At 72.2% G+C, this 26990-nt stretch carries 18 protein-coding genes; 6 read left to right on the forward strand and 12 right to left on the reverse strand.

From position 1 onward, the window contains the following. Nucleotides 1-26 precede the first annotated feature (26 nt). Nucleotides 27-722 carry a sulfite exporter TauE/SafE family protein gene (locus tag AB0M29_RS29865; RefSeq protein WP_365388203.1) on the forward strand — a complete coding sequence of 232 codons (696 nt, stop codon included), beginning with the start codon at nucleotides 27-29 and terminating at the stop codon, nucleotides 720-722. A gap of 92 nt (nucleotides 723-814) precedes the next feature. Here the strand turns inward: AB0M29_RS29865 and AB0M29_RS29870 are convergent, their stop codons facing one another. The 10 genes from AB0M29_RS29870 to AB0M29_RS29915 form a co-directional block, all read right to left on the reverse strand. Beyond that, nucleotides 815-1747 (reverse strand): endo alpha-1,4 polygalactosaminidase, encoded by a 933-nt coding sequence (locus tag AB0M29_RS29870; protein ID WP_365388205.1) that lies wholly within the window; start codon nucleotides 1745-1747, stop codon nucleotides 815-817. Between the two features lie 17 nt (nucleotides 1748-1764). Next, complete coding sequence (locus AB0M29_RS29875) at nucleotides 1765-2415, reverse strand: spherulation-specific family 4 protein (RefSeq protein ID WP_365388287.1); 651 nt, start codon at nucleotides 2413-2415, stop codon at nucleotides 1765-1767. A gap of 47 nt (nucleotides 2416-2462) precedes the next feature. Further along, nucleotides 2463-3482 carry an NAD(P)-dependent oxidoreductase gene (locus AB0M29_RS29880; RefSeq protein ID WP_365388207.1) on the reverse strand — a complete coding sequence of 340 codons (1020 nt, stop codon included), beginning with the start codon at nucleotides 3480-3482 and terminating at the stop codon, nucleotides 2463-2465. Nucleotides 3483-3488: 6 nt separating this feature from the next. After that, nucleotides 3489-4202, reverse strand: a complete 714-nt coding sequence (locus AB0M29_RS29885) for a sugar phosphate nucleotidyltransferase (protein WP_365388208.1) — start codon at nucleotides 4200-4202, stop codon at nucleotides 3489-3491. A 60-nt stretch (nucleotides 4203-4262) separates the two neighbouring features. Beyond that, nucleotides 4263-5264 (reverse strand): SDR family NAD(P)-dependent oxidoreductase, encoded by a 1002-nt coding sequence (locus AB0M29_RS29890; RefSeq protein ID WP_365388210.1) that lies wholly within the window; start codon nucleotides 5262-5264, stop codon nucleotides 4263-4265. Between the two features lie 76 nt (nucleotides 5265-5340). Continuing rightward, nucleotides 5341-6993, reverse strand: a complete 1653-nt coding sequence (locus AB0M29_RS29895) for a hypothetical protein (protein WP_365388212.1) — start codon at nucleotides 6991-6993, stop codon at nucleotides 5341-5343. Beyond that, complete coding sequence (gene pelF / locus AB0M29_RS29900) at nucleotides 6990-8561, reverse strand: GT4 family glycosyltransferase PelF (RefSeq protein WP_365388214.1); 1572 nt, start codon at nucleotides 8559-8561, stop codon at nucleotides 6990-6992. Before pelF ends, AB0M29_RS29895 begins: the two co-directional genes overlap by 4 nt. 106 nt (nucleotides 8562-8667) lie before the next feature. Beyond that, entirely contained in the window at nucleotides 8668-10845 is a 2178-nt protein-coding gene (locus tag AB0M29_RS29905; RefSeq protein ID WP_365388216.1) for a hypothetical protein, read from the reverse strand. A gap of 422 nt (nucleotides 10846-11267) precedes the next feature. Further along, entirely contained in the window at nucleotides 11268-12047 is a 780-nt protein-coding gene (locus tag AB0M29_RS29910) for a peptidoglycan-binding protein (RefSeq protein ID WP_365388217.1), read from the reverse strand. Nucleotides 12048-12406: 359 nt separating this feature from the next. Beyond that, nucleotides 12407-12646 (reverse strand): hypothetical protein, encoded by a 240-nt coding sequence (locus AB0M29_RS29915; RefSeq protein ID WP_365388219.1) that lies wholly within the window; start codon nucleotides 12644-12646, stop codon nucleotides 12407-12409. 196 nt (nucleotides 12647-12842) lie between these two features. Here AB0M29_RS29915 and AB0M29_RS29920 point away from each other — a divergent pair, with 196 nt between their 5' ends. After that, nucleotides 12843-13043, forward strand: coding sequence for a hypothetical protein (locus AB0M29_RS29920; RefSeq protein WP_365388220.1), 201 nt, complete (start codon nucleotides 12843-12845; stop codon nucleotides 13041-13043). 269 nt (nucleotides 13044-13312) lie between these two features. Then, nucleotides 13313-15358 (forward strand): SpoIIE family protein phosphatase, encoded by a 2046-nt coding sequence (locus tag AB0M29_RS29925; RefSeq protein ID WP_365388290.1) that lies wholly within the window; start codon nucleotides 13313-13315, stop codon nucleotides 15356-15358. 43 nt (nucleotides 15359-15401) lie between these two features. On the opposite strand, the gene AB0M29_RS29930 is transcribed toward AB0M29_RS29925, so the two are convergent. Next, nucleotides 15402-16934, reverse strand: coding sequence for a hydrolase (locus tag AB0M29_RS29930; RefSeq protein WP_365388221.1), 1533 nt, complete (start codon nucleotides 16932-16934; stop codon nucleotides 15402-15404). Nucleotides 16935-17190: 256 nt separating this feature from the next. On the opposite strand from AB0M29_RS29930, the gene AB0M29_RS29935 reads away from it, so the two are divergent. After that, a complete protein-coding gene (locus AB0M29_RS29935; RefSeq protein ID WP_365388223.1) occupies nucleotides 17191-18588 on the forward strand; it encodes an NADP-dependent succinic semialdehyde dehydrogenase in 1398 nt (465 codons plus the stop codon). A 234-nt stretch (nucleotides 18589-18822) separates the two neighbouring features. Here the strand turns inward: AB0M29_RS29935 and AB0M29_RS29940 are convergent, their stop codons facing one another. Further along, the gene (locus tag AB0M29_RS29940; protein WP_365388225.1) at nucleotides 18823-20982 is read right to left on the reverse strand and encodes an NPCBM/NEW2 domain-containing protein; all 2160 of its coding nucleotides are present in this window, start codon (nucleotides 20980-20982) and stop codon (nucleotides 18823-18825) included. Between the two features lie 251 nt (nucleotides 20983-21233). Between AB0M29_RS29940 and AB0M29_RS29945 the strand changes: the two genes are divergently transcribed. Continuing rightward, nucleotides 21234-22460: an aromatic acid exporter family protein gene (locus tag AB0M29_RS29945; protein WP_365388227.1), complete on the forward strand. Its 1227-nt coding sequence runs from the start codon at nucleotides 21234-21236 to the stop codon at nucleotides 22458-22460. Nucleotides 22461-22709: 249 nt separating this feature from the next. Then, on the forward strand, nucleotides 22710-26975 hold the full coding sequence (locus AB0M29_RS29950) for a discoidin domain-containing protein (RefSeq protein WP_365388229.1): 4266 nt from the start codon (nucleotides 22710-22712) through the stop codon (nucleotides 26973-26975). Nucleotides 26976-26990: the final 15 nt, after the last annotated feature.

A 26990-nucleotide genomic window follows, 5' to 3' on the forward strand; every position in this document is an offset into this window, starting at 1 on the left:
GTTACCGCTCTCTGACAGGAGGTCAGATGCTGCTCGCCCTCGCCGCGGTCGTGGTCGGCGCCGCCGCCCAGACCGTGGCGGGGTTCGGCTTCGCGCTGGTGTGCGCCCCCGCGCTGGTGGCCCTGCTCGGACCGGGCGCCGCGGTGCGGACCGTCATCACCCTGTCGTGCGTGATCAGCGCGCTGGTGCTGGTCCGGGCCCGGCGGCACGCCCGGTGGCGCGACGCGGTGCTGCTCGCCGTGCCCGGCATGGTGCTCGCGGTGCCGCTGGCCGCGGCCGTGCACCGGGCCGACGCCCGGGTCCTCACGGTGGCGGCCGGGGTGGTCACCCTGCTCGCCGTCGCCGCCCTCGTCCGCGACCTGCGCCCACGCTGGCTCGGCGGCACGCTCGGCGCGGGTGTGGTCGGGGCGGTCAGCGCCGCGATGAACGCGCTGGGCGGACTGTCGGGGCCCGCCGCGGCCCTCTACGCGGTGCACCGCCGCTGGCCGCCGCCCGCCGTGACCGCGACCCTCCAGGTCTTCGGCCTGCTGCTGAACGCCGCCACCCTGACCACCCTCGGCGGCCCCACCCTCGACTGGCGGCTGTGCGCCGCGCTGCCCGTCGGCTGGGTGGCCGGGACCGCGCTGTCCCGGCGGCTCGACGCCGCCGCGACCCGGCGGGTCGTGCTGGCGGTGGCCACCGCGGGCGCCATGGCCGCCGTCGCGCGGGGCCTCACCGGTTGAGCGGCGGCCGAGTCGGTCGGGGCCGCCCGGTGCCTCCGCGATCGCCCCGGCCGACCCGGCCGCCGCTCAACCGCCCACGCGCGGCCACCACGTCAGCACGGCTGCCGCCACGCGTCGAGCGACAGATGCTTGACCATCGAGCTGAACCCCAACCGCCGGGTCGCGGCACAGAACTGACCGGCCTTCAGCTCGTACTCGACATGGAAGACCGGCTTGCCCGCCGCGATGAAGGGCGTGAGCGACGGGCACTCGTCGTACTGCGCGCACTGCTCGTCGACCGAGAAGTCGAAGTCCCCGACCAGCGGCGCCACTTGGTCGAGATCGTTCTTCAGCCCGACCGCCAGGCCGCGCTCATGGGCGAGCGTGGCGATCATCCGGTTGTACGCGAGCTGGTCGGCGGCCGTCAGCGGGAAGCCGGTGGTGTTGGTGTAGCCGTCCAGCAGGTCGGGCTCCACCGCGTCGAAGCCCTTGCTCCGGCACATGTCGAAACGCGCGGCCATCAGGGGGCGCAGCCGCCCCACGGCCCGGATGTCGAGCCAGCGTTCACCGTTCCAGCCGTCACCCTTGCCCATCAGCGCGGCCGGGAACGCCTTCGCGTCCGGCCGGAACGACTCCCAGGCACCGGCGTTGACGTAGCAGATCACCTTGCGGCCCGCCGCGTGCAACCGGCGCACCACGGCGGCGCTGTTCTCGAAGCCGTCGATGTCGTAGACGGGTACGTCCACGGTGGTGTCGACGGTGCCGCTGAGCTGCCACTGCCAGGGTGTGCCCGCCCGCGGGTGCCAACGGGCGTGCGCGGCGGGCCCGTTGGTGGCAGCGGCTGACGGGCTGGGGGTGGGCCGCGCGGCGCCGGGGACCGCGGCGCGGGTCGTGGGCGCCGGGCCGGTGGCGGTCGGCGCCGCGGTCGCGGTCCGCGGCGCGGCCGAGTCGTCCTGCCGCTGCCCGGACGACGAACAGGCGGCCAGGAGGACCAGCGCGAGGAGGGCCGCGACGCGCGCGGGACGAAAGGGCCGCTCGTGATCCACAGGACACACCCTAGGGGTCATGGCCCCTGATCCGTTGGCCCGGGGGCGGTTCGCCAGGGATTCGGCAAACCGCCCGGCACCGCGCAGTGCACCGCCGCGCCGCGCGCCGCCGCCGTCCTGGCGACCCGCCCGCCGGGCCCGCCGCCGTTTCCGCCGGGCACTTCGTACACCAGGTGGCAGAAGCGGCCGGGCGGCTGCCCGGCGGTCCAGGCGGGGACGGTGGCGCCCAGATAGTCGGCCCACCGCCCCTCGAAGGTGACCAGCAGATCCGCGCACCTCGCGTACCCCGGATCCGGGTGCACCCCCGGGTTGAGCACCACCGTCCGCGCGCCGCACAGCCGCGCGGCGCGGGCCAGCCGGCGGTAGTACGGCAGCCGGTCGGCGCCCGACGCGACCCGGTCGGCGAACACCCCGGCGACGCCGTACCACGCGCGGTGCCGCCGCACATCGCGCAGGACGGCGCCCGCCCGCCGCTCGCCGTACCGGGTGTCGACATAGCCGAGCACCCGGACCCCGGCGTCGCGCAGCCGCCCGGCGGCGGCCGTGTAGACCGGGTCGGGCCGGTCGCCCGGCCCGTCGGCGGCGTTCAGCACCACGCCGTACAGCCGTGGCGCCGCCGCCTCCAGCGCACGCCACCCGGCGGGGGCCACCGCCGGGTGGACGTACATGGGCACCAGCAGCGAGCCGCGGGTGCCCGGTCCGCCGGGCGTGCCGTTCACCGCGCGATCGTCCCCAGCGGCTCCACGGCGACCGGTGCGACGGGTGCGGCGGTACGGGCCGGGACCGCACGCCACAGCGCGGTGAGCGCGTCACGCAGGGTACGGGTGGGGCGCCAGCCCAGCGCGGACGCCGCCAGAGCGATGTCCGCCCGGTGCCAGGACACCTCGGCCGAGCGCTCCGAACCCTGCCCCGACTCCTCGATCCGCCCGCGGAAGCCGCTCACCTCGGCCAGTTCACGGGCCAGCGCGCGGACCCGGGTCGCCTGCCCCGAGCCGATGTTGACGATCGGCGGCAGCGGGCCGGGAGCGGTGACGGCCAGCGCCACCGCGTCCGCCACGTCGGTGGTGTCGACGAAGTCGCGGTACGCGGCGAGGCTGCCGGTGCGCACCACGCCGTCCCGCGGGGTGTCGCGGATCGCGGCGGCCAGCCGGCCGGGCAGCCCGGCGACCGGGGCGCCCGCGCCGACCGGGTTGAAGACCCGCAGGGCCACCGCGTCCAGCCCGGAACCCGCCACCGCGAGGGTGCCGGTCAGCTTCGAGGCCCCGTACACACCCGTGGGCCGGGTCGGCGAGGACTCGGAGAGCGGATTCCCGACCTCCGTGGCACCGTACTCGCCCGCCGAACCCAGGTGCACCAGGCGGGCGTTGGGCGTGGCGAGCGCCATCGCCTCGCACAGTGCGGCGGGCCCGCGGGCGTTCGCCGCGCACAGCTCGGTGGGCGCACCGGCCACCATCCCCGTGCAGTTGACGACGGCGTCCGGCGCGAGCGCGGCCAGCGCCGAGGCGAGCGTCCTGACCGGCACCGTCGCCAGGTCGGCGGTCAGGTCGTGCCCGGCCGAGCGGCCGCCGCGCAGCAACCGCACACCGGCCAGCGCGCCCAGCACGGCGGTCACCGGTTCACCGAGGAAGCCGCCGCTGCCGAGGACGAGGACCCGGGTGGGCGCCAGACCGGCGTCACCGGCGGGTTCCACGAAGCCGCCACCGTCGCGGTCCTCGCTTGCGTCGAAGACGTGCATCCGGTGTCACGCCCCCTTGAGCAGCAGCTCGCGGCGGCTACCGAACTCGGCGTTGGCGCGGTCGTAGTCGTCGGGCCGCCCGATGTCGAGCCAGTAGCCGTCGAAGTCGTAGGCGCGCGGCGGGTTGCCCGCGGAGAGCAGATCGAGCACGACCTCGTCGAAGCCCAGGGGCAGGCCGGGGGTGTAGCGGTCGAGCGTGTTGCGGGAGACGCCGTACACGCCCATCGAGACGCGGTAGTCGACGCTGGGCTTCTCGGTGAACGCCACCACCTCGCCCTCGTCGGTGGTGAGCACCCCGAAGTCGATGCTGACCGTACGGGCGTACGTGGAGACGGTGAGCGGTGCGCCGGACCCCTGGTGGGTGTGGAGCACGTCGGCGAAGTCGAGGTCGGTGAGCACGTCGCCGTTCATCACCAGGAAGTGCTCGGGGAGTTGGCCGAGCATGGTGAGCAACGGGCCCATGGTGCCCAGCGGGCTGTCCTCGGTGACGTAGTCGACCTCCATGCCCCACTGGGAGCCGTCGCCGACGTAGGCGCGGATGATGTTGCCGAGATGGCCGATGGCCAGGGTGCAGCGCCGGAAGCCGGATCCGGCGAGCTGGCGGAGCACGATCTCCAGGATCGCGTGGCTGTCGCCGATCGGTACGAGCGGCTTGGGCAGCGCGGTGGTGTAGGGCCGGAGCCGTACGCCCTTGCCCCCGGCGAGAATGACTGCGTGCATGGTGGTGCCCCCCTGCGGTCGATGCGCGGTGATGGGTGGTGGGTGGGTGTGTGCTGCGGGTCAGACGTTGTAGTCGGTGGTCTTGTAGCGGGCCAGGTGCGCGGGGTCGCGGAAGAAGTCGATGGTGCGCCGCAGCCCTTCCTCCAGGCTGTGCGTGGGGGCCCAGCCGGTGGCCGCCCGCAGCCGTGAGGCGTCGCAGACCAGCCGCATCACCTCGGAACCCGACGGCCGCAGACGCCGCGGGTCCTCCCGTACGGCCAGGTCGGTCTCCATCAGCTTCCCGATCAGGTGCACCAGGTCGCCGACGGAGATCTCGCCGCCGGTACCGGCGTTGAAGGTGCGGCCGACGACCTGCTCGGCGGGCGCGGTGCCGACCGCCAGGAACGCCGCCGCGGTGTCGGCCACGTAGTTGAAGTCCCGGGTCGGCCGCAGATCGCCCAGCGTCACCTCCGTCGCGCCGCCCGCGACCTGGCCGATCACCGTGGGGATGACGGCCCGCATCGACTGCCGCGGCCCGAAGGTGTTGAACGGCCGCAGCGTCACCACGGGCGTACCGAAGCTGGCGTGGTAGGCGTCCGCCAGCCGGTCCCCGCCCGCCTTCGATGCCGAGTACGGCGACTGGGTGGAGATCGGGTGGTCCTCGCTGATCGGTACGGTCTGCGCGGTGCCGTACGTCTCGCTCGTCGAGGTGTGCACCAGCCGCGGGATGCCGTACTCCCGTACCGCCTCCAGAACGTTGAGGGTGCCGCCGACATTGGTGTCGACGTAGCTGCGGGGCGCGCGGTACGAGTACGGGATCGCGATCAGCGCGGCCAGGTGGTAGACGGTGTCGCTGCCCGCCACCAACTGCCGTACGGAGCCCGGGTCGCGGACATCGCCGAGCACCACCTCGACCTGGGCGAGTTCGTCGGCGGAGAGCAGCTCCAGCCAGCCGTGCGACGCGAACGAGTTGTACTGCACCATCGCGCGCACCCGGCGGCCCGAGGCGATCAGCGCCTGGACCAGATGCGAGCCGATGAAGCCCTCCGCGCCGGTGACGGCCACGGGTGTCTCGGTGGACATGGTGAATCTCCTTGGAAAGGTGATGAGTTGACGTACGGGGAAGGAAAGTGACGCGGGGGAGGAGCGCAGCGGCCGGTCAGCGGTGGGTGGTCACCCGTCCCGTCAGCGCCGTGGCCACCCCGAGCAGGACGGTCGCGGCGGCGGCGCAGACCTCGACGAGCACCGTGCCGGGGGGCGCGGTGTGCGCCGCCAGCAGGACGACGGCGGTCACCGCCGCCGTACCGAGCACACAGGTGCCGGTCCAGGGGCGGCCGCAGGACTGCAGCAGCAGTGCCAGCCAGAGCGTGGCGCCGAGCGCCAGCAGTACACCGAGGTGCGGGGTGTCCCAGGCGGGCGCGCCGGGCACCAGCAGCGCCTCGGCGCCCGCCAGCGCGGCGAGCGCCGCCGCGTATCCGAGCAGGCACGCGACCAGCACCGGCCAGGCCCGGCGCAGCAGCCGCTCCCGCACCCCGGTCCTGCGCAGCGCCCGCAGCGACCGGCTGCGGAACCGGTAGAGCAGCCACTCGGCCACCCCCATGCTGACGGTGAGCGCGGCCACGAACTCCCCGGCCAGCGCGGCGGCCACCACCAGCCCGCCGCCGGCGAGCCCGGCCAGCCCGTGCGGCAGCGACAGATACGGCGACAGCGTCTCGTCGCTGTCTGTACCGGCGTGGGCGTCACCGTCGGGAGCTTGCCTGCGCCGTCGCAGCGCCCGCCATGCGCGCCGCGCGCCGCCGTCGGTACCGCCGCCTGTACCGGTGTGCGCGCCGCCGTCCGGAGTGCCGTTGGCATTCCTGGGCCGCCGCAGCGCCCGCCAGCCGCGCCGCGGGCTGCCGCCCTCGGGCGTGGCGTCGTCGGCGGGGACCGCGCGGAGCGCCGTGGTCACGGCCGCGGTGGTCGCGGCGGCCACCGTGGCGGCGAGCAGGGCGGCGACGGCGGGTGAGGGGAGGGCGCTGGCTCCGGCGAGGACGGCCACCGACAGCGGCGCCAGGACGTGGAGCAGCGAGCGCTCCCGGCCGAGCACCAACAGCACGGTGGCGGCGGCCACATAGAGCGACTGACCGGCCGCGAAGGCCAGGGCGGGCAGCCGGGAGGGGCCCGCGACGGCCGCCGCCGCGAGGGTGGCGAGCAGCGCCCCCGCTGCCGCCCCGGACAGCAGGCAGCGGACGGCGGTCCTGGGGTGGTGCAGCAGCAGGTGGAGATGGGCCCGGTGGGCGAGCCCCTGGTTCCAGCCCCAGCCGACCAGCGCCGCCGCGCCCCACGCGGCGACCGCCCGCGAGACGCCGAACGGCCCGCCACCGCCGCCCGCCCAGCGCCCACCGAGCACATAGGCCACACCCGGCAGCGCGAAGGTCAGGCCGCGCAGCACACAGCGCGACACGTCCGCCCGCCACGGGTCGTCCCCGGGCTCCGGTTCGGGGAAGGCGCGCGGCACGATCGCGAACAACTCGCGGGCCAGCGAGAAGATGTCGGGATGGCCGTAGACCCCGGTGAGCTGCTCCTCGGTGAGTCCCTCGGACTCCAGGACGGCCGCGATCTCGTCCGGGTGGACGGCCGCCGCGCAAGGCCCGTTGAGCCGCTCGGCCAGCTCGGCGACCGGGTCGGTGACCGCCCACGACGGCGCCCTGCGACGCCCCGACAGCCGGGGGAGCGCCGCCGAGACGCCCCCGGCCGCCGCAACCCCGGCCGTATCGCTCGCCGTACCACCCGTCTCACCCCCGGCGCCGACCAGGGACAGGGGCCCGCTCACCGGCCGTCACCCGCCGCCACCGCGGCTGACGTGTCGTCAGCAGCCGTGTCCGTGCGGCGGATCCGGGACATCCAGGTGACCCCGCCGTAGAGCCGTGCGGACTGCTCCTCGACCGCCGTGAGGCCGTGGTAGATGCCGCGGAAGGCGTCGATCGTCTGCCGCAGAGTGAACTGGTCGATGACCCGCAGCCGGGCCTCCCAGCCCAGCTTCGCCCGCCGCTCGGGGTCGCGCAGCAACTCCAGCGCGGCGTCCGCCATCGCCCGCGGATCGCGCGGCCTGACCACCAGACCGGTGTCGCCGACCGCCTCGCGGACCCCGCCCACATCGGTCGAGACCGTGCAACGCCCGCACGACATCGCCTCGATGAGCGTGAAGGGGAAACCCTCGCTGATGCTGGAGAGCATCACCACCTGCCCGGCGGCGTACGCGGTACGGATGTCGTCGACGCGGCCCTCGAAGGTGACCGCGTCGCCCGCGCCGACCGCCTCGGCCAGCGCCACGCACCGCTCCCGGTACTCCTCGCCGCCGCGCGGTGTGCCGCCGAAGATCCGCAGCCTGGCCGCCGGTATCTCGGCTCTGACCAGTGCGAACGCGCGGATCAGCGTCTCCAGGTCCTTGATCGGGTCGATCCGCCCGGCCCAGGCCAGCGTCGGCACCTCGGGTTCCGGCCCGGCCATCGGGAAGGCACCCGGGTCGACCCCGTTGTAGACGGTGCGGATCCGCTCGGGCTCGGCGCCGCCGTACTCCTCCCAGCGGCGGTTGTAGCGGTTGCCCGGGGTGATCAGCGCGCTGTTGCGGTACGTCTCACCGGACAGCAGCCGGAAGAAGCCCAGCATCAGCGCCTTCACCGGCCAGCGGAACGGTCCCGTGCGGTAGCCGAGATACCGCTCGCGCTGGTAGACGCCGTGCTCGGTGAGCAGCAGCGGGGTGCCGTGCCGCTCGTGCGCCACCAGTCCCGGCAGGGTGGCGAGCCCGCCGCTGACGGCGTGCGAGACACCGCCGGGCGGCGGGGCCGCGGCCAGCGGGCGCAGCAGGTGCTCCAGCAGGTCGGTGCCGCTGAGCGCGTCGGCCTGGGTGGGCGCGGCCGCCGCCACGGTGGTGCCCGGCCTGGCCCACAGCCGGGCCAGGGTGCGTAACGCGGCCTCCGAACGCAGGCCGGCCGAGAGCGTGCCGCTGTCGGCCCACCGGGCCAGCGCGTACAGCTCGGTCCCGAAGCGCTCCCGCGGCTGGGTGTCCTGGCCCTCCTCGTGCAGCAGCGCGAGCAGGAAGCGTTCCCAGGTCGCCAGGAACGCCCGGCGGTCGCGTCCGCGCGGCTCCCTGCCCTCGGGCGTGGCGCCCCACAGCGGCACCACGTCGAGACCCGAGACGTTCGGCGGCAGCCGCCACACCGACTTCTCACGGCCGGTGCCGGTGACCGCCACGACCCGGAAGCCGACGTCCGGCATTCCCTGGACGAGCTGGTCGCACCAGACACTCACCCCGCCCGCGCTGTGCGGGTACGTGCCTTCGGTCAGCAGCGTCACCTGCGCGGTGCGCGACGGCGGCTGCTCGCCGATGATTGCGTGCATGAAGATGAAGTCCCCCTGACCCCTGGACAGTTGTCCCCCGCTGCCTGGATGTCGCGTCGCCGGGGTGCGGGCGCGGCGTCGGCCGCCCCGCCCGCACCCCCGCCGGTCAGCGCCTGGCGCCCGGCCCGTACGGCTGGGCCTTCGCCACACCGCTCGGTACCGGCAGCCGCTTGGCGGACGGCCGTACCTTCGCCGCGGTGACGGTCTTCACCGTGGTGGTCGCCGTCAGCGGGACCGCCCCGCTCGGCACGGTGAGCGTGACGCTCGTCTGCAGCAGCCCCGGCTGCGTCCAGCCGGAGAGCGCGCCCGCGTAGGCGCTGCCGAAGGCCGTGGTCCCCAGCACCTGGGCCTGCCGTGTCCCGGTGGGCATCGTCGCGGTCACCTGGGTGCCGCTCGGCGAGGTGATGGTGACGGCGTTCCCGATCCGGTACGCCGTGACCGCGCCGGACTTCACGGCGTTGTCCCAGGCCGTACGGCGCTGCAACTCGGTGGCGATGTCCGCGGTGCGCAGGTTCACCGTCGGGGTACTGGCCGCGAACAGCGCCGCGTAGTCGCCGAGGATGCGCTCCAGCACCGGGTAGGCGATCCGCTCCTCAGCCAGGTTGGACTGGTGCATGAAGTGCGGCCGCGGGTTGTTGCCCAGCACGTGCCCCAGGTCGATCCTGGCCTCCAGCGGCACGATGTACGACGCGTAGCCGGTGCCGGTGTCCAGCGGCGCGGGCAGGCAGGTGGAGGTCGCCGAGCCCTCGCACACCCCGCTGCCGCCGTCCGCGGCGCTGGTGTAGATGTAGTTGTACTCGTCGGTCTCCTCCGCGGCCGTCCCTGCGTTGTAGAAGACGTTCATCGGGAAGCGCGGGACCGTCAGCGCCGGACCGACCTGCCGCTGCTGCGGCTCACGGGAGTTGTCGCTCGCCAGGTACTTCACGCCCAGCGACGACAGGGCCGGGGCCAGGTTGGGGTTGTCGGTGGGCTGCTGCGGCAGCGTGACGAGCCCGGAGTGCTCACCGGTCACCAACTCGGTGTTGTTCAGAGACAGTCCGTGGGAGGCGGCCCAGGTCCTGTTGTCCTTGACCGCCGCGGTGATGTCCGCCTTGCTGACCCACTGCGTGTTGCCGGCCGCGTCCGTCTCGCAGCGCCACGGCACCACGGTGACGTCCTGCACGCAGCCCAGGAACGGGTGCAGATAGGTGTGGTTGACCCAGCGGTAGGTGTTCTTGTCCGCGACGAGCTGCTGCGCCAGCGGGTCGGTGGTCACCGAGTGGTCCGCTTTCCAGTCCTCGCTGCCACCGCCGTTGAAGACGAAGTCGAAGGTCAGGCCGTGCGCCTGCGACCACTGCCTGGCGTACTGCGCGTCGGCCGCCGTCATCCGGATCGGGTTCGGGTCGTCGCCGCCGCCGGGGGCGCAGTCCACGTCGCCCGGAGTGCAGTTGAGCGCGGTGTCCCAGCGGTCGTCGGCGAGGAAGACGTCGTCGACCTGCACCTCGAAGTAGTTCCGGTCGGCGCCCAGGTGGATGCCCTGGGTCATCCACTCCACGATGCCGCGGGCCAGCAGCCGGAACTGCTCCTGGTACTGGTTGTAGACGAAGGTCATCACCAGTTCGCTGCGGCCGTCGTGCGTGTACTGGCCGACGAGCACCCCGCGCGAGTCGGTACCGGGGATCGGCGCGTCCACCAGCGGCGTGAAGTCGGCCCCGGCCGCCTGGGTGGCGAGCGGCGTCGCCAGGAAGCCGTAACTCTCCGACACCGTCGGCGAGTTGTCCTCAAACGGCACCGCGCCGCGCAGATATCCGAAGGTGCCCGCCGCACCCTGCGCGGTCACCTGCCCGGTCGTCCCGTCCAGGGAGCCGATGTACCCGGGATTCTGCGCGTAGTTGAGGCCGACGTCGGGGCGCGCGTAGGTGTACGCGTCCACCTGCCGGATGTTGAACTGCGCCTCGTACGTGGCCAGCGCCGCCATCTCGGCGGAACCGGCGCCGAACGGGTTGTCGTTCGGCAGTACCACCGCCTGGAACTTGGCCCGCGGCCGTCCCGAGACGGTGTCGCTGAGGAACGCCGCGTCGATCACCGGCCGGCCGGCGTCGGCGAGCCGCACGGTGGTGTACGGCGTCCCCGCGCCGTCCAGTTCCGCGGTGATCGCCTGCGTGGCCGGCTGGCCGTCGTCGACGACCAGCACACGAAGGTCGATCCGCGGTGCGGTCGCGGCGCCCGCCGCGACCGGGGACACCGCGAGAGCCACCAGCGCCGCCGCACTGGCGACGGCGCCGGAGCGCAATGCTCTGCCCATAAGTCCTACCTCCCCCGGAAGGCGCGCCGAATTCGGCACAGCGCCCTCCCACTGTCGACGGCCGATTCCCGGCCGCTTTTCCGGGGACCATGGTGGGGCACAGTGCGGAGAATCCGTGACCATTCGGGGGAGGTGTGAGGTGCGGATGGGGCGCACAGTGAATTGCGCCGCCCTCGCTACCGCTTCTACCTGCGCTTTCTGTGAATGTCATGAGCGCGGCACGAGTAGATCATCACGCTAAATGATGAATACTCGGCCGAATGTGCGATTGTCTTCACGGTGACGACAATTGATCGCGCTCGCGTTCGGAATACCACTCGATACGATCGTCTCGGCATATGATCGGGCCGCGATGCGGCCCGCGGGGAAATGGGGATACGGGAGTACGGCGATATGCCGGTGGCCGCAGGGAAGTGTGTGATTCAGGAAGTGAGTGCGGCCCGTGTGCACGGCCCGTACACACCCGAGGGGTCGCAGGTCAGCCCGCGGTCCCGCTGCGCCTGCGTCACGCCGCGCACGGTCGCCGCGTCGTAGACACCCGTGGTCGACACATAGGTGAACCCCTGGCCGAACAGCAGGCGTTGCAGCGTGGTGACATCAGGTCCGCTGTCGCCCGCGCGCAGCGTGCGGGGCGCGGCGGGCGCGGTGCCCGGCGTGTCGCCGGGAGCACCGGGCGTGCCGGGAGCACCGGTCGCGGAGGGCGTCGGCGCGGCGGACCCATCGCCCGCGTCCGTACCCGGTGCCGACGTCAGCGCCGGTTCCGCCACCGGTGTCCCGGACGCCCCGTGCCCGGCGGCGGGCCGCCGCATCCCGTGCGGGGAACCGGGCGGCAGCGCGCCGGCCACCGGCCGCGTCCCCCCCAGCGGCTGCGCGGTCGCCGGTACGGGCACCCGCCGGTCCACCGGGTCGGGCGCGCTCGACCGCGGCCACGCCTGCCAGGCCACGGCCGCCGCCAGCGCCACCACCGCGACGGCCAAGCCGCCCAGCACCAGCGGCCGTTCGTGCAGGCGCTCGCGGCGGTTGTCGCGTCCGTGCGCCCGGACGACCAGGCGGCCGTCCTCCGTGGCGGGGAACACCACGTCGATCACATCCGGCGGCTCGCCGCCGGTCGCGGAGAGCGGAACGGCCACCGCCGTCGGCGCGTCGTCGAGGAGTATCGGCCGCCCGCCCCGCGGGTCCCGCGCTGTTCTGTCGTCATCCATGCCCATCACCGGTTTTCCCTCACGCCACTGCAGAATCATCCCCACCCGAGAAAACTCGCGCACAACAGGGTGCGGGATCATGGGTGCCCCCGCCAAGAGGGCCTGCCCGCCCAGGAGTCGTGGGTCCGGCGGCCGTGCGTCAGGTGACGGTCCGTCGGACGTCCCCTGTTTGGTAGCAGTGGAGGGCCCGCCTCCGGGTCCGTTCCGCGGTTGCTGCCCGCGGTGGAGCCCGAGGCGGCACAATAACGTTCCTGCTCCGCGCCTGCGCATGGGTGACAGTACGGCGCTCTCCGCGCTACCGCTCAGTAGAGCGGCGGCCCTTCAGCAAGGCGGTGGCCCTTCGGTACAGCGGCGGCCGCTCAGTAGAGCGGCGGCGCGGGCGGGGCCGGCTGCGGGCTCGGCTCGGGGGTGGGCGGAATCGGGTCGGGCGCCGGCGAGGGCGGCGACGGCTCGGGGCCCGGCGGTGTCGGCACCGGATCGGGCGCGGGACCGGGGACCGGGCGCGGCACCGGCGACGGGCCCGGATCGGGCCCGGGCGCGGGGTCGGGCCGCCCCGGATCCGGCGGCGCCGGGAACGGATCGGGATAAGGGCTGGTCATCGCTGCTCCCTGGGAGACAGGCGGGGACGGCGGGTCCGTTCCCGCGGCTGGACACGACTCGTACCCGTTCATCGCGCGCCCATGCCGCACGCCCCCCGCGCGCGCTCCCGTCGGAGTGAACCGGGCACCCACCCGCAACTGTGCGCCCGCCGCGGCTGTCTGTGCCCTCAACTGAACCCTGCCGGAAGGAGCGGCGATGACCGACGCATGGGAACGCCTCGAGGAACCAGGTCTGGTGCACGTGCTGATCACCGCCCGTGACGAGTGCAGTGCGTACCGGGTCTTCGACGCGCTCGTCGACCGCTTCCCGGCCGTCGACGCGGCGCCCGGTCCCGAACGGCAGGGCCTCGTCGTCCTCGCGGTGCTGGCCCCCACCGGCCGCGCCGGTGAGCGCTGATCCCTCGTGGCCGCACCGCTGCACGCGGCGGCGCACGGGCGTCGTCGGCATCATTTCCGCCCCTCCCGTACCAGCGTACCGGTGGATAATGGCCTTCATGTCGACAAACTGGGACGAAGCCTCCAAGGTGGTCGGATGACCGTCTCGCGCCCCCGGAGTTGTGCATGACCGGACGCGACCGCCCGGTCCGGGTGGGTTACGACCCCCGGGTGGGCCTGCAGAGCGGCCGATCGAGGGAACCGGTGATCGGGCCGGGGGAGCGGCTGGCCATGAACGGCATGGGCAGCTTCGACTGGGACCTCGACCAGGGCACCTTCGACCTCGACGAGGCCGGGCTCGAGGTCTTCGACCTGCGGCCCGAGGAGTTCGACCGCCGCCCCGACTCGCTGGTGCTGCGGGTGACGCCCGAGGAGGGCGCCCGGCTCGACGCGGCCCTGCGCAAGGCGCTGCAGTCCGGCCGCCGCAGCTACGGCGGCTACTTCCAGGTCACCCGGCGCGACGGCGTCAAGCAGTGGACCCACACCCAGGGCACGATCCTGCGCAATGAGCTGGGCAACGCCTACCGGGTCGTCGGCATCGTCAGGAACGCCACCGACGAGCTGGACCAGATCCCGATGGCGACCACCGTCCCCCGGGCCGTTCCCGAGCGCCGCACCCTGTCCACGATCGTCCGCCGCGCCACCGAGGCGCTCTCCCACGCCGTGACCGTGGACGACGTCATCGCGGTGCTCACCGGCGCGGGCGGCCTGGAGCGCTTCGGCGCCGACGGCCTCACCCTGGGCCTGGTGGAGGGCGGCAACATCCGCATGGTCGCCATGAGCGGCGACAGCATGGTCCGCTACGAGGGGCTGCAACTGCGGCGGCTGGACGAGTCGTTGCCGCTCGCCGAGGCCGTCACGACCCAGCAGCCGCGGTTCACGACCTCGTTCACAGAGCTGGGAGAGCGCTTTCCGCTGATCCGGCCCTACCTCGGCAAGGCCGACCTCGACGCGGCCGCCTTCCTGCCGCTGATCGCCCAGGCCCGCTCGATCGGCGGGCTCGCGCTCTTCTACCGCAGCCGGGAGCAGTTCAGCCGCGAGGACCGCGAGCTGTACGCGGCGCTCGCGGGCATCCTCGCCCAGTCGCTGCAGCGCGCGATCCTCTTCGACCAGGAGCGGGAGTTCGCCACCGGACTGCAGGCCGCGATGCTGCCCCGGCACATCCCGCGCTTCGACGACGTCGAGATCGCGGTGCGCTACCACTCCGCGTGGAGCGGCCGGGAGGTCGGCGGCGACTGGTACGACGTGGTCGCGCTGCCGCAGAACCGGGTCGGCCTGGTCGTCGGCGACGTCCAGGGCCACGACACCCACGCCGCCGCCGTGATGGGCCAGCTCAGGATCGCCCTGCGCGCCTACGCCGCCGAGGGCCATCCGCCGTCCACGGTGCTGGCCCGTGCCTCCCGCTTCCTCGCGGAGCTGGACACCGAACGCTTCGCCACCTGCGCCTACGCGCAGCTCGACCTCGCCACCGGCAACGCCTGGGTGGCCCGCGCCGGCCATCTGGGACCGCTGGTGCGGCACACCGACGGCCGCACCGGCTGGCCCAACGTACGCGGCGGGCTGCCGCTGGGCCTGGCCACCGCGCTCGACCTGCACGAGTTCCCCGAGACCCGGCTGGACCTGGTGCCCGGCGAGACCCTGGTGTTCTGCACCGACGGGCTGGTCGAGGAGCGCGACCTCGACATCACCATCGGCATGGAGGCGCTGGCCGAGGCGGTGCACTCGGGGCCCGGCGGCGCCGAGGCGCTCGCCGACCACCTCGCCGACAGCCTCTGGGAGCGCTGGGGCTCCAACGACGACGTGGCGCTGCTGATCGTGCGCCGGGCCCCCGACCCCGGCACCTCACGGGCCCCGCGGATGCACAGCTACGTCCACCAGGCCGACCCCGAGGGCCTGGCCGACGCCCGCTCCGCGCTCCGGCAAGCGCTCTCCGACTGGGGCATGTCGGAACTCGCCGACGACGTCGAGCTGGCGGCGGGCGAACTGCTGGTCAACGTCCTGCTGCACACCGAGTCCGGCGCCGTCCTCACCCTGGAGGTGCTGCCGGAGCCGGTGCGGCGGGTACGGCTGTCGGTGCAGGACCGCTCCAGCGTCTGGCCGCGCCGCCGCTCCCCGGGCGAGGCGGCCACCTCGGGCCGCGGACTGCTGATGATCGACGCGCTGGCCGCCCGCTGGGGCGTGGAGCCGCGCGGCGACGGCAAGGCGGTGTGGTGCGAGTTCGCCCCCGGGGAGGGGACCGCGGCGCTCGCCGGGTCCGCGAACGCCGCGGGCGGCTGAGGCACACACGCCCCGGCCGCCCGCGTCGTACGCCGTGCCTTGCTCAACTCACGGTCAGCGCCGTGTCGTCGATGACGAAGGACGTCTGCAGCTTCGAGCCCTCGACGCCGGTGAACTTCACCGTGACCGTCTGGCCCGCGTACGCGCTCAGGTCGAAGGAGCGCTGGGTGTAGCCGCTGCCCGCGTTGAGGTTGGAGTACGTGGCCAGGGTGCCGAGCACCGTGCCCGAGGAGTTCAGCACCTGCGCCTTGAGCGTGTCGTAGGCGGTCGTGGTGCTGGTCTCCGCGGTGTCGACGTGCAGGTAGAAGGACAGGCTCGCCGAGCAGCCGGACGGGATCGCGACCGACTGCGAGAGGGTGTCCGTGGTGGCCGTGCCGTAGCCGTCCAGCCACGCCTTGTACGAGCCGCTGTGCGCCGGCTCGGAGCTGTCGTTGTTGATGACGCCGCTGGAGGCCGACCACGACGAGGAGCCGGACTCGAAGCCGGGGTTGGCCAGCAGCTGGCCGCCGGTGCAGGTGCCGCCACCGCCGGTGGTCCCGCCGGTCGTCGTCCCGCCCGTGGTGGTGCCGCCGGTCGTGGTGCCGCCCGTGGTCGTCCCGCCGGAGCCCGAACCGGCCAGCCACGCAGTGGCGTTGAGCGCGAGGGCCGCGTCGGTGCCCGCCGGGTCGTCCCAGCCGTTGAAGAGCGTGTTCCCGGACTGGCCGGTGCCGTCGTCGGCCGGGGAGCTGTCACCCCAGATGGCGACCCGCCCGCTGCCGAAGGTGCTGGTGGCGAAGAACGCGCCCGTGTTGCCGGACGAACCGGTGTGGTAGAGCAGGCCCTTGACGTTCGGGTTGTCGGCGGGCTTGAGGGTGAAGGTCGTGCCGTCGCGCAGGATGCTGCCGGTGACCGTACCGAACGGGCCGTGCAGCACCGGGTCGGACGCGTCGCTGATCGCCCGCGGGTTGTCGGTGCTGATGTCCAGCAGGTCGACGGAGAAGCCGAACGGGTCGGTGTTGTCGACCCCGTTGCTGGTCAGCAGGTCGTTGATGACACACGGCGAGTCGCAACCGTCGTTGTTGCGGTCGCTGTTGTTGTGGTCGCTGATCAGGAACAGGCCGCCGCCGTTCTGCACGAACTTCATCACCGCGGTCTTCTCCGCGGCGCTGAGCTTCACGTTGGGCTCGGGCAGCACGAAGGTGTCGAACTTGCTGAGGTCCTGCGCGTTGGACGAGTCGCCGTAGGTGATCGTCCGGCCGGAGGGCAGGGTGTCCAGCACGTAGCCGCCGGACTTCTGCAGCGCCACACCCCAGGCGGAGAAGGCGCCGGTCCAGTCGGTCTCCTTGGTGGGGGCGGAGTTCTGGCCGAGCGGGTCGGGCTGGCTGGTGCTGATGATCCAGTCGGCGTTGCCCGCGGTCTCGGCCTTGGTGTTGTCGAAGAGCACGTGGTGCGTGGTCGCCGCGGCGGGCGCGGCCGCCGGAGCCGGGGCCGCCTGGGCGTTACCGGTCGAGAGGGCGGCGACACCCAGGGCGAGGGTGCCCAGGGCGGCGGTCGCGCCGATCAGCACGCGACTGCGGGACGTACGGGAGCCAAGCATCCGTCAACCTCCGGGTGGGGGGCGGTGAGTGGGGGTGCGGGAGATGATTCTGCGCGCGTAGAACCGGTGGCCGGTGTGGCACGCGTGACGGTTGGGTGAACGCTTTGGGTCGGATCCGAAGAAGGGGGCATCCGACAGATGTGCCGGTGGGGGAGCCGTGCCCGGTCCGCCCGCGGACCGCAGCTGTCGCGCGCCTGGGTGGCGCGCGGCAGGATGGAACGGTGGCCGCAGTCTGCCCGCTACGAGGAGTGATCCCATGCCCATCGCTACCGTCAATCCCGCGACTGGTGAGACCCTCCGGACGTTCGACCCGATCGACGCCGCGGAGATCGAGATCCGTCTCGAACGGGCGGAGAGCGCATTCCGCACCTACCGCACCACGGACTTCGCCACCCGGGCGGACCTGCTGAACGCCGCCGCGGACCTGCTCGACAAGGAGCAGGACGAGATCGCGCACACCATGACGACGGAGATGGGCAAAACGCTGGTCGCCGCTCGCGCGGAGGCCGCCAAGTGCGCCAAGGCCATGCGCTGGTACGCCGCCAACGCCGAGCGGCTGCTGGCCGACGAGCACCCGGCCACCGCCGACATCGCGGACTCCGGCGCCGGGGCGGCGTACGTCCGCTACCGCCCGCTGGGCGTGGTGCTGGCCGTGATGCCGTGGAACTTCCCGCTGTGGCAGGTGGTCCGCTTCGCCGCCCCGGCGCTGATGGCGGGCAACACCGGGCTGCTCAAGCACGCCTCCAACGTCCCGCAGACCGCGCTCTACCTGGGCGAGCTCTTCCACCGCGCCGGATTCCCCGACGGCTGCTTCCAGACCCTGCTGGTCGGCTCGGACGCCATCGAGAGCGTGCTGCGCGATCCGCGGGTGGCCGCTGCCACGCTCACCGGCAGCGAGGGTGCCGGGCGGGCGGTGGCGTCGGTGGCGGGCGACGAGGTGAAGAAGACCGTGCTGGAGCTGGGCGGCAGCGATCCGTTCGTCGTGATGCCGTCCGCCGCCGCGGAGCTGGACAAGGCCGTCGCCACCGCGGTCACCGCCCGGGTGCAGAACAACGGACAGTCCTGCATCGCCGCCAAGCGCTTCATCGTCCACCAGGACGTGTACGACGAGTTCGCCGACCGCTTCACCCGCGCAATGAGCGCGCTGCGGGTCGGCGACCCCCTGATGGAGTCCACCGACGTCGGCCCGATCGCGACCGAGCAGGGCCGCGCCGATCTGGAGGAGCTCGTCGCCGACGCGCTCTCCCACGGCGCCACCGCGCTGTGCGGCGCCCGCCGCCCCAAGGCCCTGCCGCCCGGCTGGTTCTACGAGCCGACCGTGCTGAGCGGGATCGAGGGCTCGATGCGCATCCACCACGAGGAGGCGTTCGGCCCGGTGGCCACCCTCTACCGGGTGCCCGACCTGGACAGCGCGGTCGACGTCGCCAACGACACCCCGTTCGGCCTCAGTTCGAACGTCTGGACCCGCGACGAGGACGAGCAGCGGCGTTTCGTACGCGATCTGCAGGCCGGTGGCGTCTTCTTCAACGGGATGACCGCCTCGCACCCGGCGCTGCCCTTCGGCGGCGTCAAGCGCTCCGGCTACGGGCGCGAGCTGGCGGCCGACGGCATCCGCGCGTTCTGCAACGTCACGACCGTCTGGTACGGGCGCTGATCCGGCGCTGGTCCGCGCTCGGCGTCGTCGCATGTCGTGTCTCCCGGTGGTGGGGGAGCGGGAGGTGGCGGAGGGGTGCGCTACGCGCGTCACTGTAGACGTATGACGCGACCCTGACAACGACTTGGGGGCTCCGACCGGCCCGGACGCACCACCGCCGCTCCGGGACAGGCCATCGGCCCCGGAGCGGCGGTGGGAGTCAGCCGCGGATCTGGACGTGCCTTTCTCCGCGCCTCAGCAGCTGAGGACCGGCCCCGCCCAGTCGGCGTGGTCGTAGGTGTTGCCGTCACCGCCGTCGGTGACGACGAGCTTGAGTTCCGTACCGCCGCTGAGGTCCGCGGTGAGGTGGTGCGCGGTGTCGTTGTCGGTGACCACCCCGCTGTCGGCGACCTTGGTGCCGTCGCGGTAGATCTGGAAGTCCACCGAGCCGCCGGCCGTGGACTCGTCGTCCACCCCGACGTCCGTGCTGAGCGACGAGCAGGCGCCGCCCAGGTAGTACGTGAGGGTGCTCGCCGCGTGCACGCCGAGCCCCTTGGCGTAGGTGGCGCCGCCGATGGTGAGCGTCCTGCCGTCGCCCGCGGCCTGTTCGCCGTTGCTGTGGTCGCGCTCGACCGGGCCCCAACCGCTCACCGCCGACGTCCAGTTGAGGTCGCTGAGGGCGTGCGTCCCGGCCGACGGGCCGTTGCCGCAGCTCATCTTGGCGTCGGCCCAGTCGGCGTGGTCGTAGCTCATCCCGTCGCCCGCGTCCGTCACGACCAGCCGGAGCGTGCCGCCGCCGGTGAGGTCCGCGCTCAGATGCGCCGCGGCGTCGTTGCCGGTCCGGGTCCCGCTGTCGGCGACCTTGGTGCCGTCCCGGTAGACCTGGAAGTCCACCGAGCCGTTGCCGCCCACCTCGTCGTCCACTCCCACGTCGACCGACAGGTTCCTGCACAGCCCGCCGAGGTAGTACGAGATGTCACTGGACGCGTGGACGCCGAGTCCCTTGGCGTAGGTGGCGCCGCCGATGGTGAGCGTCTTCCCGTCGCCCGCGGCCTGTTCGCCGTTGCTGTGGTCGCGCTCGACCGGGCCCCACCCGCTCACCGCGGAGGTCCACGACAGGTCGCTCAACTGGTCGAGGCCGGTCGGCGGCGGCACCGGGCTGCCCGGCGTCACGCGGTACATCACGGTGCCGTGCGCCGGCACCGAGGCGCTGATCGCCCCGGTCGTGCTCGAAGTCGCCTTCGACCACAGGTCCTTGAGGGCGTACGAGGTCGCGCCGCCGACGCCGATGTCCTGCGCGGTGGTGCTGACCGTCCTCGCCGAGGTGTTCTCGTTGGTCAGCGTGACCGCGCGGTCGCCGTTCGCCAGCGGCTTGGACATCACCACCAGGCCACCGGAGTTGGAGACCACCGTGCCCTGCTTGCCCAGCGAGTCCTGGTCCACCGCGATCACGTCGGTGTTCTTCAGGATCGTCATGGTGGCGGCGCTCGCGCTGCGGATGTCGCTGCCGATCAGCAGCGGCGCGGCCATCTGCGACCAGAGGCTGAAGTGGGTGCGGTACTCGGTGTCGGTCATCCCGCCGTTGCCCACCTCCAGCATGTCCGGGTCGTTCCACGCGCCGGGCTTGGCGTACGGCGCCAGCGACTGGTTCTGATGGGCGATGTTGATCATGCTCGACCAGTTGTCGCTGATGTCACCCGTGGTGCGCCAGGAGTTGCCGACCGCCGGGGCCCAGTTCCACGGCTGGTTGGAGCCCCACTCGCAGATGCTGTAGAGGATCGGCCGCCCGGTGGCCTTCAGCGCGTCGCCCATCGCCTTGTAGCGCTGCTGGGCGTCGACGCCGTTGTTGTTGCAGTTGTCGTACTTGAGGTAGTCGACACCCCAGGAGGCCCACAGGTTGGCGTCCTGCTGCTCGTGGCCCAGGCCGCCGGGGAAGCCCGCACTGTTGCAGGTCTTGGTTCCCGCGCTGGAGTAGAGGCCGAACTTCAGGCCCTTGGAGTGCACGTAGTCGGCCACGTTCTTGATGCCGCCGGGGAAGCGCGCCGGGTCGGCGACCAGGTTGCCCGAGGCGTCGCGGCTGGGCAGCGCCCAGCAGTCGTCCATGTTGACGTAGGTGTACCCGGCGGCCTTGAGGCCCGAGGAGACGAAGAGGTCGGCGATGCCCTTGACCATCGCCTCGTTGAACTGCGACCCGCAGCCGGTGGAGTTCCAGTTGTTGAAGCCCATCTGCGGTGTCAGTGCCAGGCCGTTGTCGACGGCGGCCGCCGGGCCCGCCGTGGCGATCTGCGCGGTGACCGCGGCGGCCGCGGTCAGTGCCAGCGCCCCCGCCCCGGCGCCGGCCCCGGCGACGAGCAGGGTGAATGAGGCAGCCGAGGCTGCCAGGCGCTGTCTGATGGTGTGCTGTTCGTGCGGCATCTGCGGCTCCATGTGGGGTGAATGGCGCACAATTCAACGCGTTCGAACGAAAGCAAGCACATCACAGCGGCCCCTCGTAGCCATGTCAATAACTCCGACGGCGCCAACCGGCCAGATCGCGGCGCGCCGCGCAGCGCGGTCCCGGTGATCGCACGGGCATCGTCCCTAGGCTGTGCTCCGGACCAGTGAGAAAACACCGGGAACCCGGATCGGCGGGGACTCGAATCACCGAGAGCGGGAAAGGGCACCAGATGCCCGACGTACCAGAACCCATGGTCAAGCTGGTCCGGTGGACCACGGAACCGGCCGCCGCGCAGACGATCCGGTCGACGGCCGCGGCCGTCATCGCCTATGCCGCCGCGCTCTGGCTGACCCCGCAACCCGCGCCGCTCACCGCGCCGCTGACCGCCCTGCTGGTGGTCCAGGTGACGCTCTACGCCACGCTCAAGACGGGGGTGCGCCGGGTCAACTCGGTGGTCGCCGGGGTGCTGATCGCGATCGGATTCAGTTCGCTGGTCGGTCTGACCTGGTGGAGTCTGGGGCTGACGATCCTCACCTCGCTGCTGATCGGCCGGTTCGTACGGGTCGGCGAGTTCGAGCCGGAGGTCGCGATCAGCGCGATGCTGGTGCTCGGGGTGACCAGGGTCGCCAACACCGCCTGGGACCGGGTGCTGGAGACGCTCATCGGCGCCGTGGTCGGGCTGCTCTTCAACCTGCTGTTCGCGCCACCGGTGTGGGTGCAGTCCGCCGGTGGCTCGATCGAGGCGCTGGCCCGCCGGATGGCGCGGCTCTTCCGCGAGATCGGCGGCGAGGTGGCCGGGCATCTGCCGGTGGAGCGGGCGGCGGCCCGGCTGCACGAGGCGCGGCGGGTCGACCATGACATCGTCGAGGTCGACGCGTCTCTGCGGCAGGCCGAGGACAGTCTGCGCTGGAACCCCCGGGTGCGTGAGGGAGCGCTCTCCCGGATCGTGCTGCGCACCGGTCTGGACACCCTGGAGATCTGCGCGGTGGTGCTCCGGGTGCTGTCCAGGACGCTGACCGACCTGGCCAAGCACCGCACCGAGGAGTCGCTCTTCCCCGACGACGTCTCGGCCGAACTGGAGGAGCTGCTCGACCACGTGGCGCACGCCATCGAGAGCTTCGCCGTACTCATCACCACCCAGGTCGCGGAGAACGCGCAGGACGCCGAGGAGCATCTCGCGCAGGCGCTCGCCGACAGCGCGGCCAGCCGCGACCGCACCGCGCTGCTGCTGCTCGACCGGGTCCGCGAGCACCCGGGGGAGTGGCAGCTGCACGGCGCCCTGCTGGCCGAGGTCGACCGGATCCTGGACGAGCTGGCGGTGGAGAAGCGCTCCGAGCGCCTGGTGGAAGAACTCGACCGCTACTCCCGCGAGCAGGTCGACCGCTACCCGCGGCTGCACCTCCTCAAGCGCCGGCTGGGCTCGGCCCGCGACTCGGCGCGCGAAGCGCTGCGCTGACCTGAGCTGATACCGCCGCCCCGGCCCGATCGCGCCGGGGCGGCGTCAACCTCCCCTGCCCGCGCGGGAATCGATGCGTTCCCGGGCGTAGACGCCGCCGTAGCGCGTCTGTAACACTCTGCCAACACATACGCAAAATTTGAGCAGAACAACGATGAAACCGCATGGGAAGAGCGCAACTTCACATGCTCTTCTCGCACGTTTCGGATAGCCCGTCTCCCGATTCTCCCCACGACACAGAGGGACGCTATGAGAACGAAACGCTCGATGCCCCGACTGCTGGCCGGGGTGGTGTCGACCAGCCTGTTGTTCCTGGGCGGTGCCGCACTTCCCGCCACGGCCGCGGAAGGGCCGAGTCCGGCGGCCGCCACCGCCGTGTCGGCCAGCAGCGCCGACGGCGGCAACTCCGCCGCCCACCTCGACGACGGCAACCAGAGCAGCTACTGGCAGAGCGCCGGGAGCGCGCTGCCGCAGTGGGCGCAGATCAAACTGCCGGCCAGCACCAGCATCGACCAGGTGCGGCTCAAGGTGCCCGCGTCCTGGAGCGCCCGCACCGAGACGCTGTCGCTCCAGGGCAGTGAGGACGGCACGACCTTCGACACCCTGGTCAGCTCGGCGAAGTACTCCTTCACACCGTCGTCGGGCAACACCGTGAAGATCTCCTTCCCCGCCTCCAAGGCCCGGTACGTACGGGCCGAGGTGACCGGCAACTCCGCGAGCGACAAGGCCCAGCTCTCCGAGATGACGGTGCTGGCCGCCGACGCCTCGACCGACAACCTCGCCGCGGGGAAGCCCACCGCCGAGTCCGGCCACGCCGACGTCTACGGGTCGGGCAACGCCGTCGACGGCAACGCCAGCAGCTACTGGGAGAGCACCAACAACGCCTTCCCGCAGTGGCTGCGGGTCGACCTGGGCTCCGCTGTCCCGGTCAACAAGGTCGTACTGAAGCTGCCGCCCGCCACCGCGTGGGCCGCCCGCACCCAGACCCTGGCCGTCCAGGGCAGCACCGACGGCAGCACGTTCTCCGACCTCGTCGCCTCGGCCGGGTACACCTTCGACCCGGCGACCGGCAACACGGTGACCATCACCTTCAACCAGGCGACCACCCGGTACGTCCGGCTGAACATCACCGGCAACACGGGCTGGCCCGCGGGCCAGATCTCCGAGTTCGAGGTGTACGGCCCGGCCACCGGTGACACCACCGCCCCCACGGCACCGGCGAACCTGGCGTTCACCCAGCCCGCCTCCGGCCAGGTGAAGCTGACCTGGAGCGCGGCCACCGACAACGTCGGCGTCACCGGCTACGACGTCTACGCCAACGGAACCTTGCGCACCTCGGTCGCGGGCAACGTCCTGACGTACACCGACAGCCAGCCCGACACCGCGACGGTGTCGTACTACGTGGTGGCCAAGGACGCGGCGGGCAACCAGTCGCCGCACAGCAACACCGTGACCCGCACGGGGACGTCCGGTGACACCCAGCCGCCGTCGGCGCCGACGAACCTCGCCTACACCCAGCCCGGTTCCGGCCAGATCAAGCTGACCTGGAACGCGTCCGGCGACAACGTCGCCGTCACCGGCTACGAGGTGTTCGCCAACGGCACGCAGATCGGCACCACGGCGGGCAACGTCCTGACCTACACCGACAGCCAGCCGGACTCCGCGACGGTCGCGTACTTCGTACGGGCCAAGGACGCGGCGGGCAACGAGTCGGGCAACAGCAACACGGTGACCCGCAACGGCACCACGCAGAACGGCACCAACCAGGCGCTGGGCAAGTCGATCACCGCCACCTCCACCGTGCAGAACTTCGTGGCGGCCAACGCCGACGACGGCGACGTGAACACGTACTGGGAGGGCACCGGCACCAGCTCGCTGACCGTCCAGCTCGGTGCCAACGTCGACACCAGCTCCGTGGTGGTCAAGCTCAACCCGAGCAGCGCCTGGGGTCCGCGCACGCAGACCATCGAGGTGCAGGGCAGGGAGCAGAGCGCGTCGGGCTTCACCCAGCTCGTGGCGCCCAAGAGCTACTCCTTCGACCCGGCGACCGGCAACTCGGTGACGATCCCGGTCACCTCACGGGTCGCCGACGTCCGGCTGGTCTTCAGCGCCAACTCCGGTGCGGGGGGCGGCCAGGCGGCCGAGCTCCAGGTCATCGGCGTACCGGGTCCCAACCCCGACCTGACCGTCAGCAGCCTCACCTCGTCGCCCGCGGCGCCGATCGAGACCGACCCGATCACGCTCAGCGCCACGGTGAAGAACATCGGCACCAACGCCTCGACGGCCACCGACGTCAACTTCTACCTCGGCACCACCAAGGTCGGCACCGCCAGCGTCGGCGCGCTCGCGGCCGGGGCCAGCAGCACGGTCACCGCCGCCGTCGGCGCCAAGGACGCGGCCACATACCAGGTCACCGCGAAGGTCGACGAGGCCAACACGGTCGTCGAGCAGAACGAGACCAACAACAGCGCCACCGCCTCCCTGGTGGTCAAGCCGGTCGACACCTCCGACCTGGTCGCCTCGCCGACCGCCTGGTCGCCCGGCAACCCGTCGGCGGGCCAGAACGTCACCTTCACCGTCGCCATCAAGAACCAGGGCACCGTGGCCTCGGCGGGCGGCGCCCACGGCATCACCGTGTCGATCCTCGACGCCACCAACAACAGCGTGGTCAAGACGCTCACCGGCTCCTACAGCGGCGCCATAGCGGCCGGCGCCACCACCGCCCCGGTCAGCCTGGGCAGTTGGACGGCGGCCAACGGCAAGTACACGGTGCGCACCCAGATCGCGGTCGACGCCAACGAGGTGTCGACCAAGCAGGCGAACAACACCTCCGACCAGTCCTTCTTCGTGGGCCGCGGCGCCAACCTGCCGTACGACTCCTACGAGGCCGAGGACGGCGTGCTCAGCGGCGGTGCCTCGGTCCTGGGCCCCAACCGCACCATCGGTGACCCCGCCGGTGAGGCGTCCGGACGCAAGACCGTGCACCTGGCGTCCAACGGCGCGGCGGTGGAGTTCACCACGCGCTCCAGCACCAACACCCTGGTGACGCGCTTCAACATCCCGGACGGCGCCGACACCACGCTGGACGTCTACGTCGACGGCACCTTCCTCAAGGCCATCCCGCTCACCGCCAAGTACGCCTGGCTCTACGGCGCCGAGGCCAGCCCCGGCAACGACCCGGGCTCCGGCGCGCCGCGGCACATCTACGACGAGGCCAACCTCATGCTCGGGACGACCGTCCCGGCGGGCCACAAGATCAAGCTGCAGAAGGACGCGGCCAACAGCGCGGCCTACTACAACATCGACGACATCAACCTGGAGCAGGCCACCCCGATCGCGAACCCGGACCCGACGAAGTACGTCGTGCCCGCCGGGTTCACCCAGCAGGACGTGCAGAACGCGCTGGACACCGCGCGCCAGGACACCACCAAGCTCGGTGTCTACCTGCCCGCGGGCGACTACCAGACGTCCAACAAGTTCAACGTCTACGGCCGGGCGATCACCGTGCAGGGCGCGGGCCCGTGGTTCACGAGGTTCTCCACCCCGGCGGGCCAGGAGAACACCGACGGCGGGTTCGCCGCCTCCGCGAACGGCACCAAGTTCAGCGGGTTCGCGTTCTTCGGCAACTACACCAGCCGGATCGACGGCCCCGGCAAGGTCTTCGACCTCACCGGTGTGTCGAACATGACGATCGACAACATCTGGGTCGAGCACACCATCTGCGCCGTGTGGGGCACGAACGTCGACAACTCGACGATCACCAACCTCCGTATCCGCGACACCTTCGCGGACGGTGTCAACCTCACCAACGGCAGCAGCGGCAACCTGGTCAGCAACAACGAGGCCAGGTCCACCGGTGACGACAGCTTCGCCCTCTTCCCCGCCATCGACCACACCAACGAGCAGGAGCTGAACAACACCTTCCAGAACCTCTCGGTGGAGACCACCTGGCGCGCGGCGGGGCTCGCGGTCTACGGCGGCGGCGGCAACAAGTTCGCCAACCTGTACATCGCCGACACCCTGACGTACTCCGGCATCACCATCGGCTCGCTGCAGTTCGGCGGCATCCCCGCGCTCGGCTTCGAGTCCACTCCGCAGACCGTCTTCGACAACATCTCGCTGGCCAGGGACGGCGGCCACTTCTGGGGCGGGCAGACCTTCCCCGGGATGTGGGTGTACTCGGCGGAGTTCAAGCTCCAGGGGCTGCGGATCAGCAACGTCGACATCAGCGACCCGACGTACTCCGGGATCATGTTCCAGACCAAGTGGAACGGCTCCACCTCGCTCAACCCGATCCAGGACACCGTCTTCTCGACCATCAGCGTCACGGGCGCGCACAAGAGCGGTGACGCCTACGACGCCAAGTCCGGATTCGGTCTGTGGGCCAACCCGCAGCCCGAGTCGGGCCAGGGCCCCGCGGTCGGCTCCGTGACCTTCAATGGGCTGCGGGAGAGCGACAACGCCGTGGACATCCAGAACACCACGACGACGTTCACCATCACCGTCAACAACTAGTAGCCGACAGAAGGG

This window comes from Streptomyces sp. NPDC051976, assembly GCF_040680795.1.
Taxonomy (GTDB): Bacteria; Actinomycetota; Actinomycetes; order Streptomycetales; family Streptomycetaceae; genus Actinacidiphila.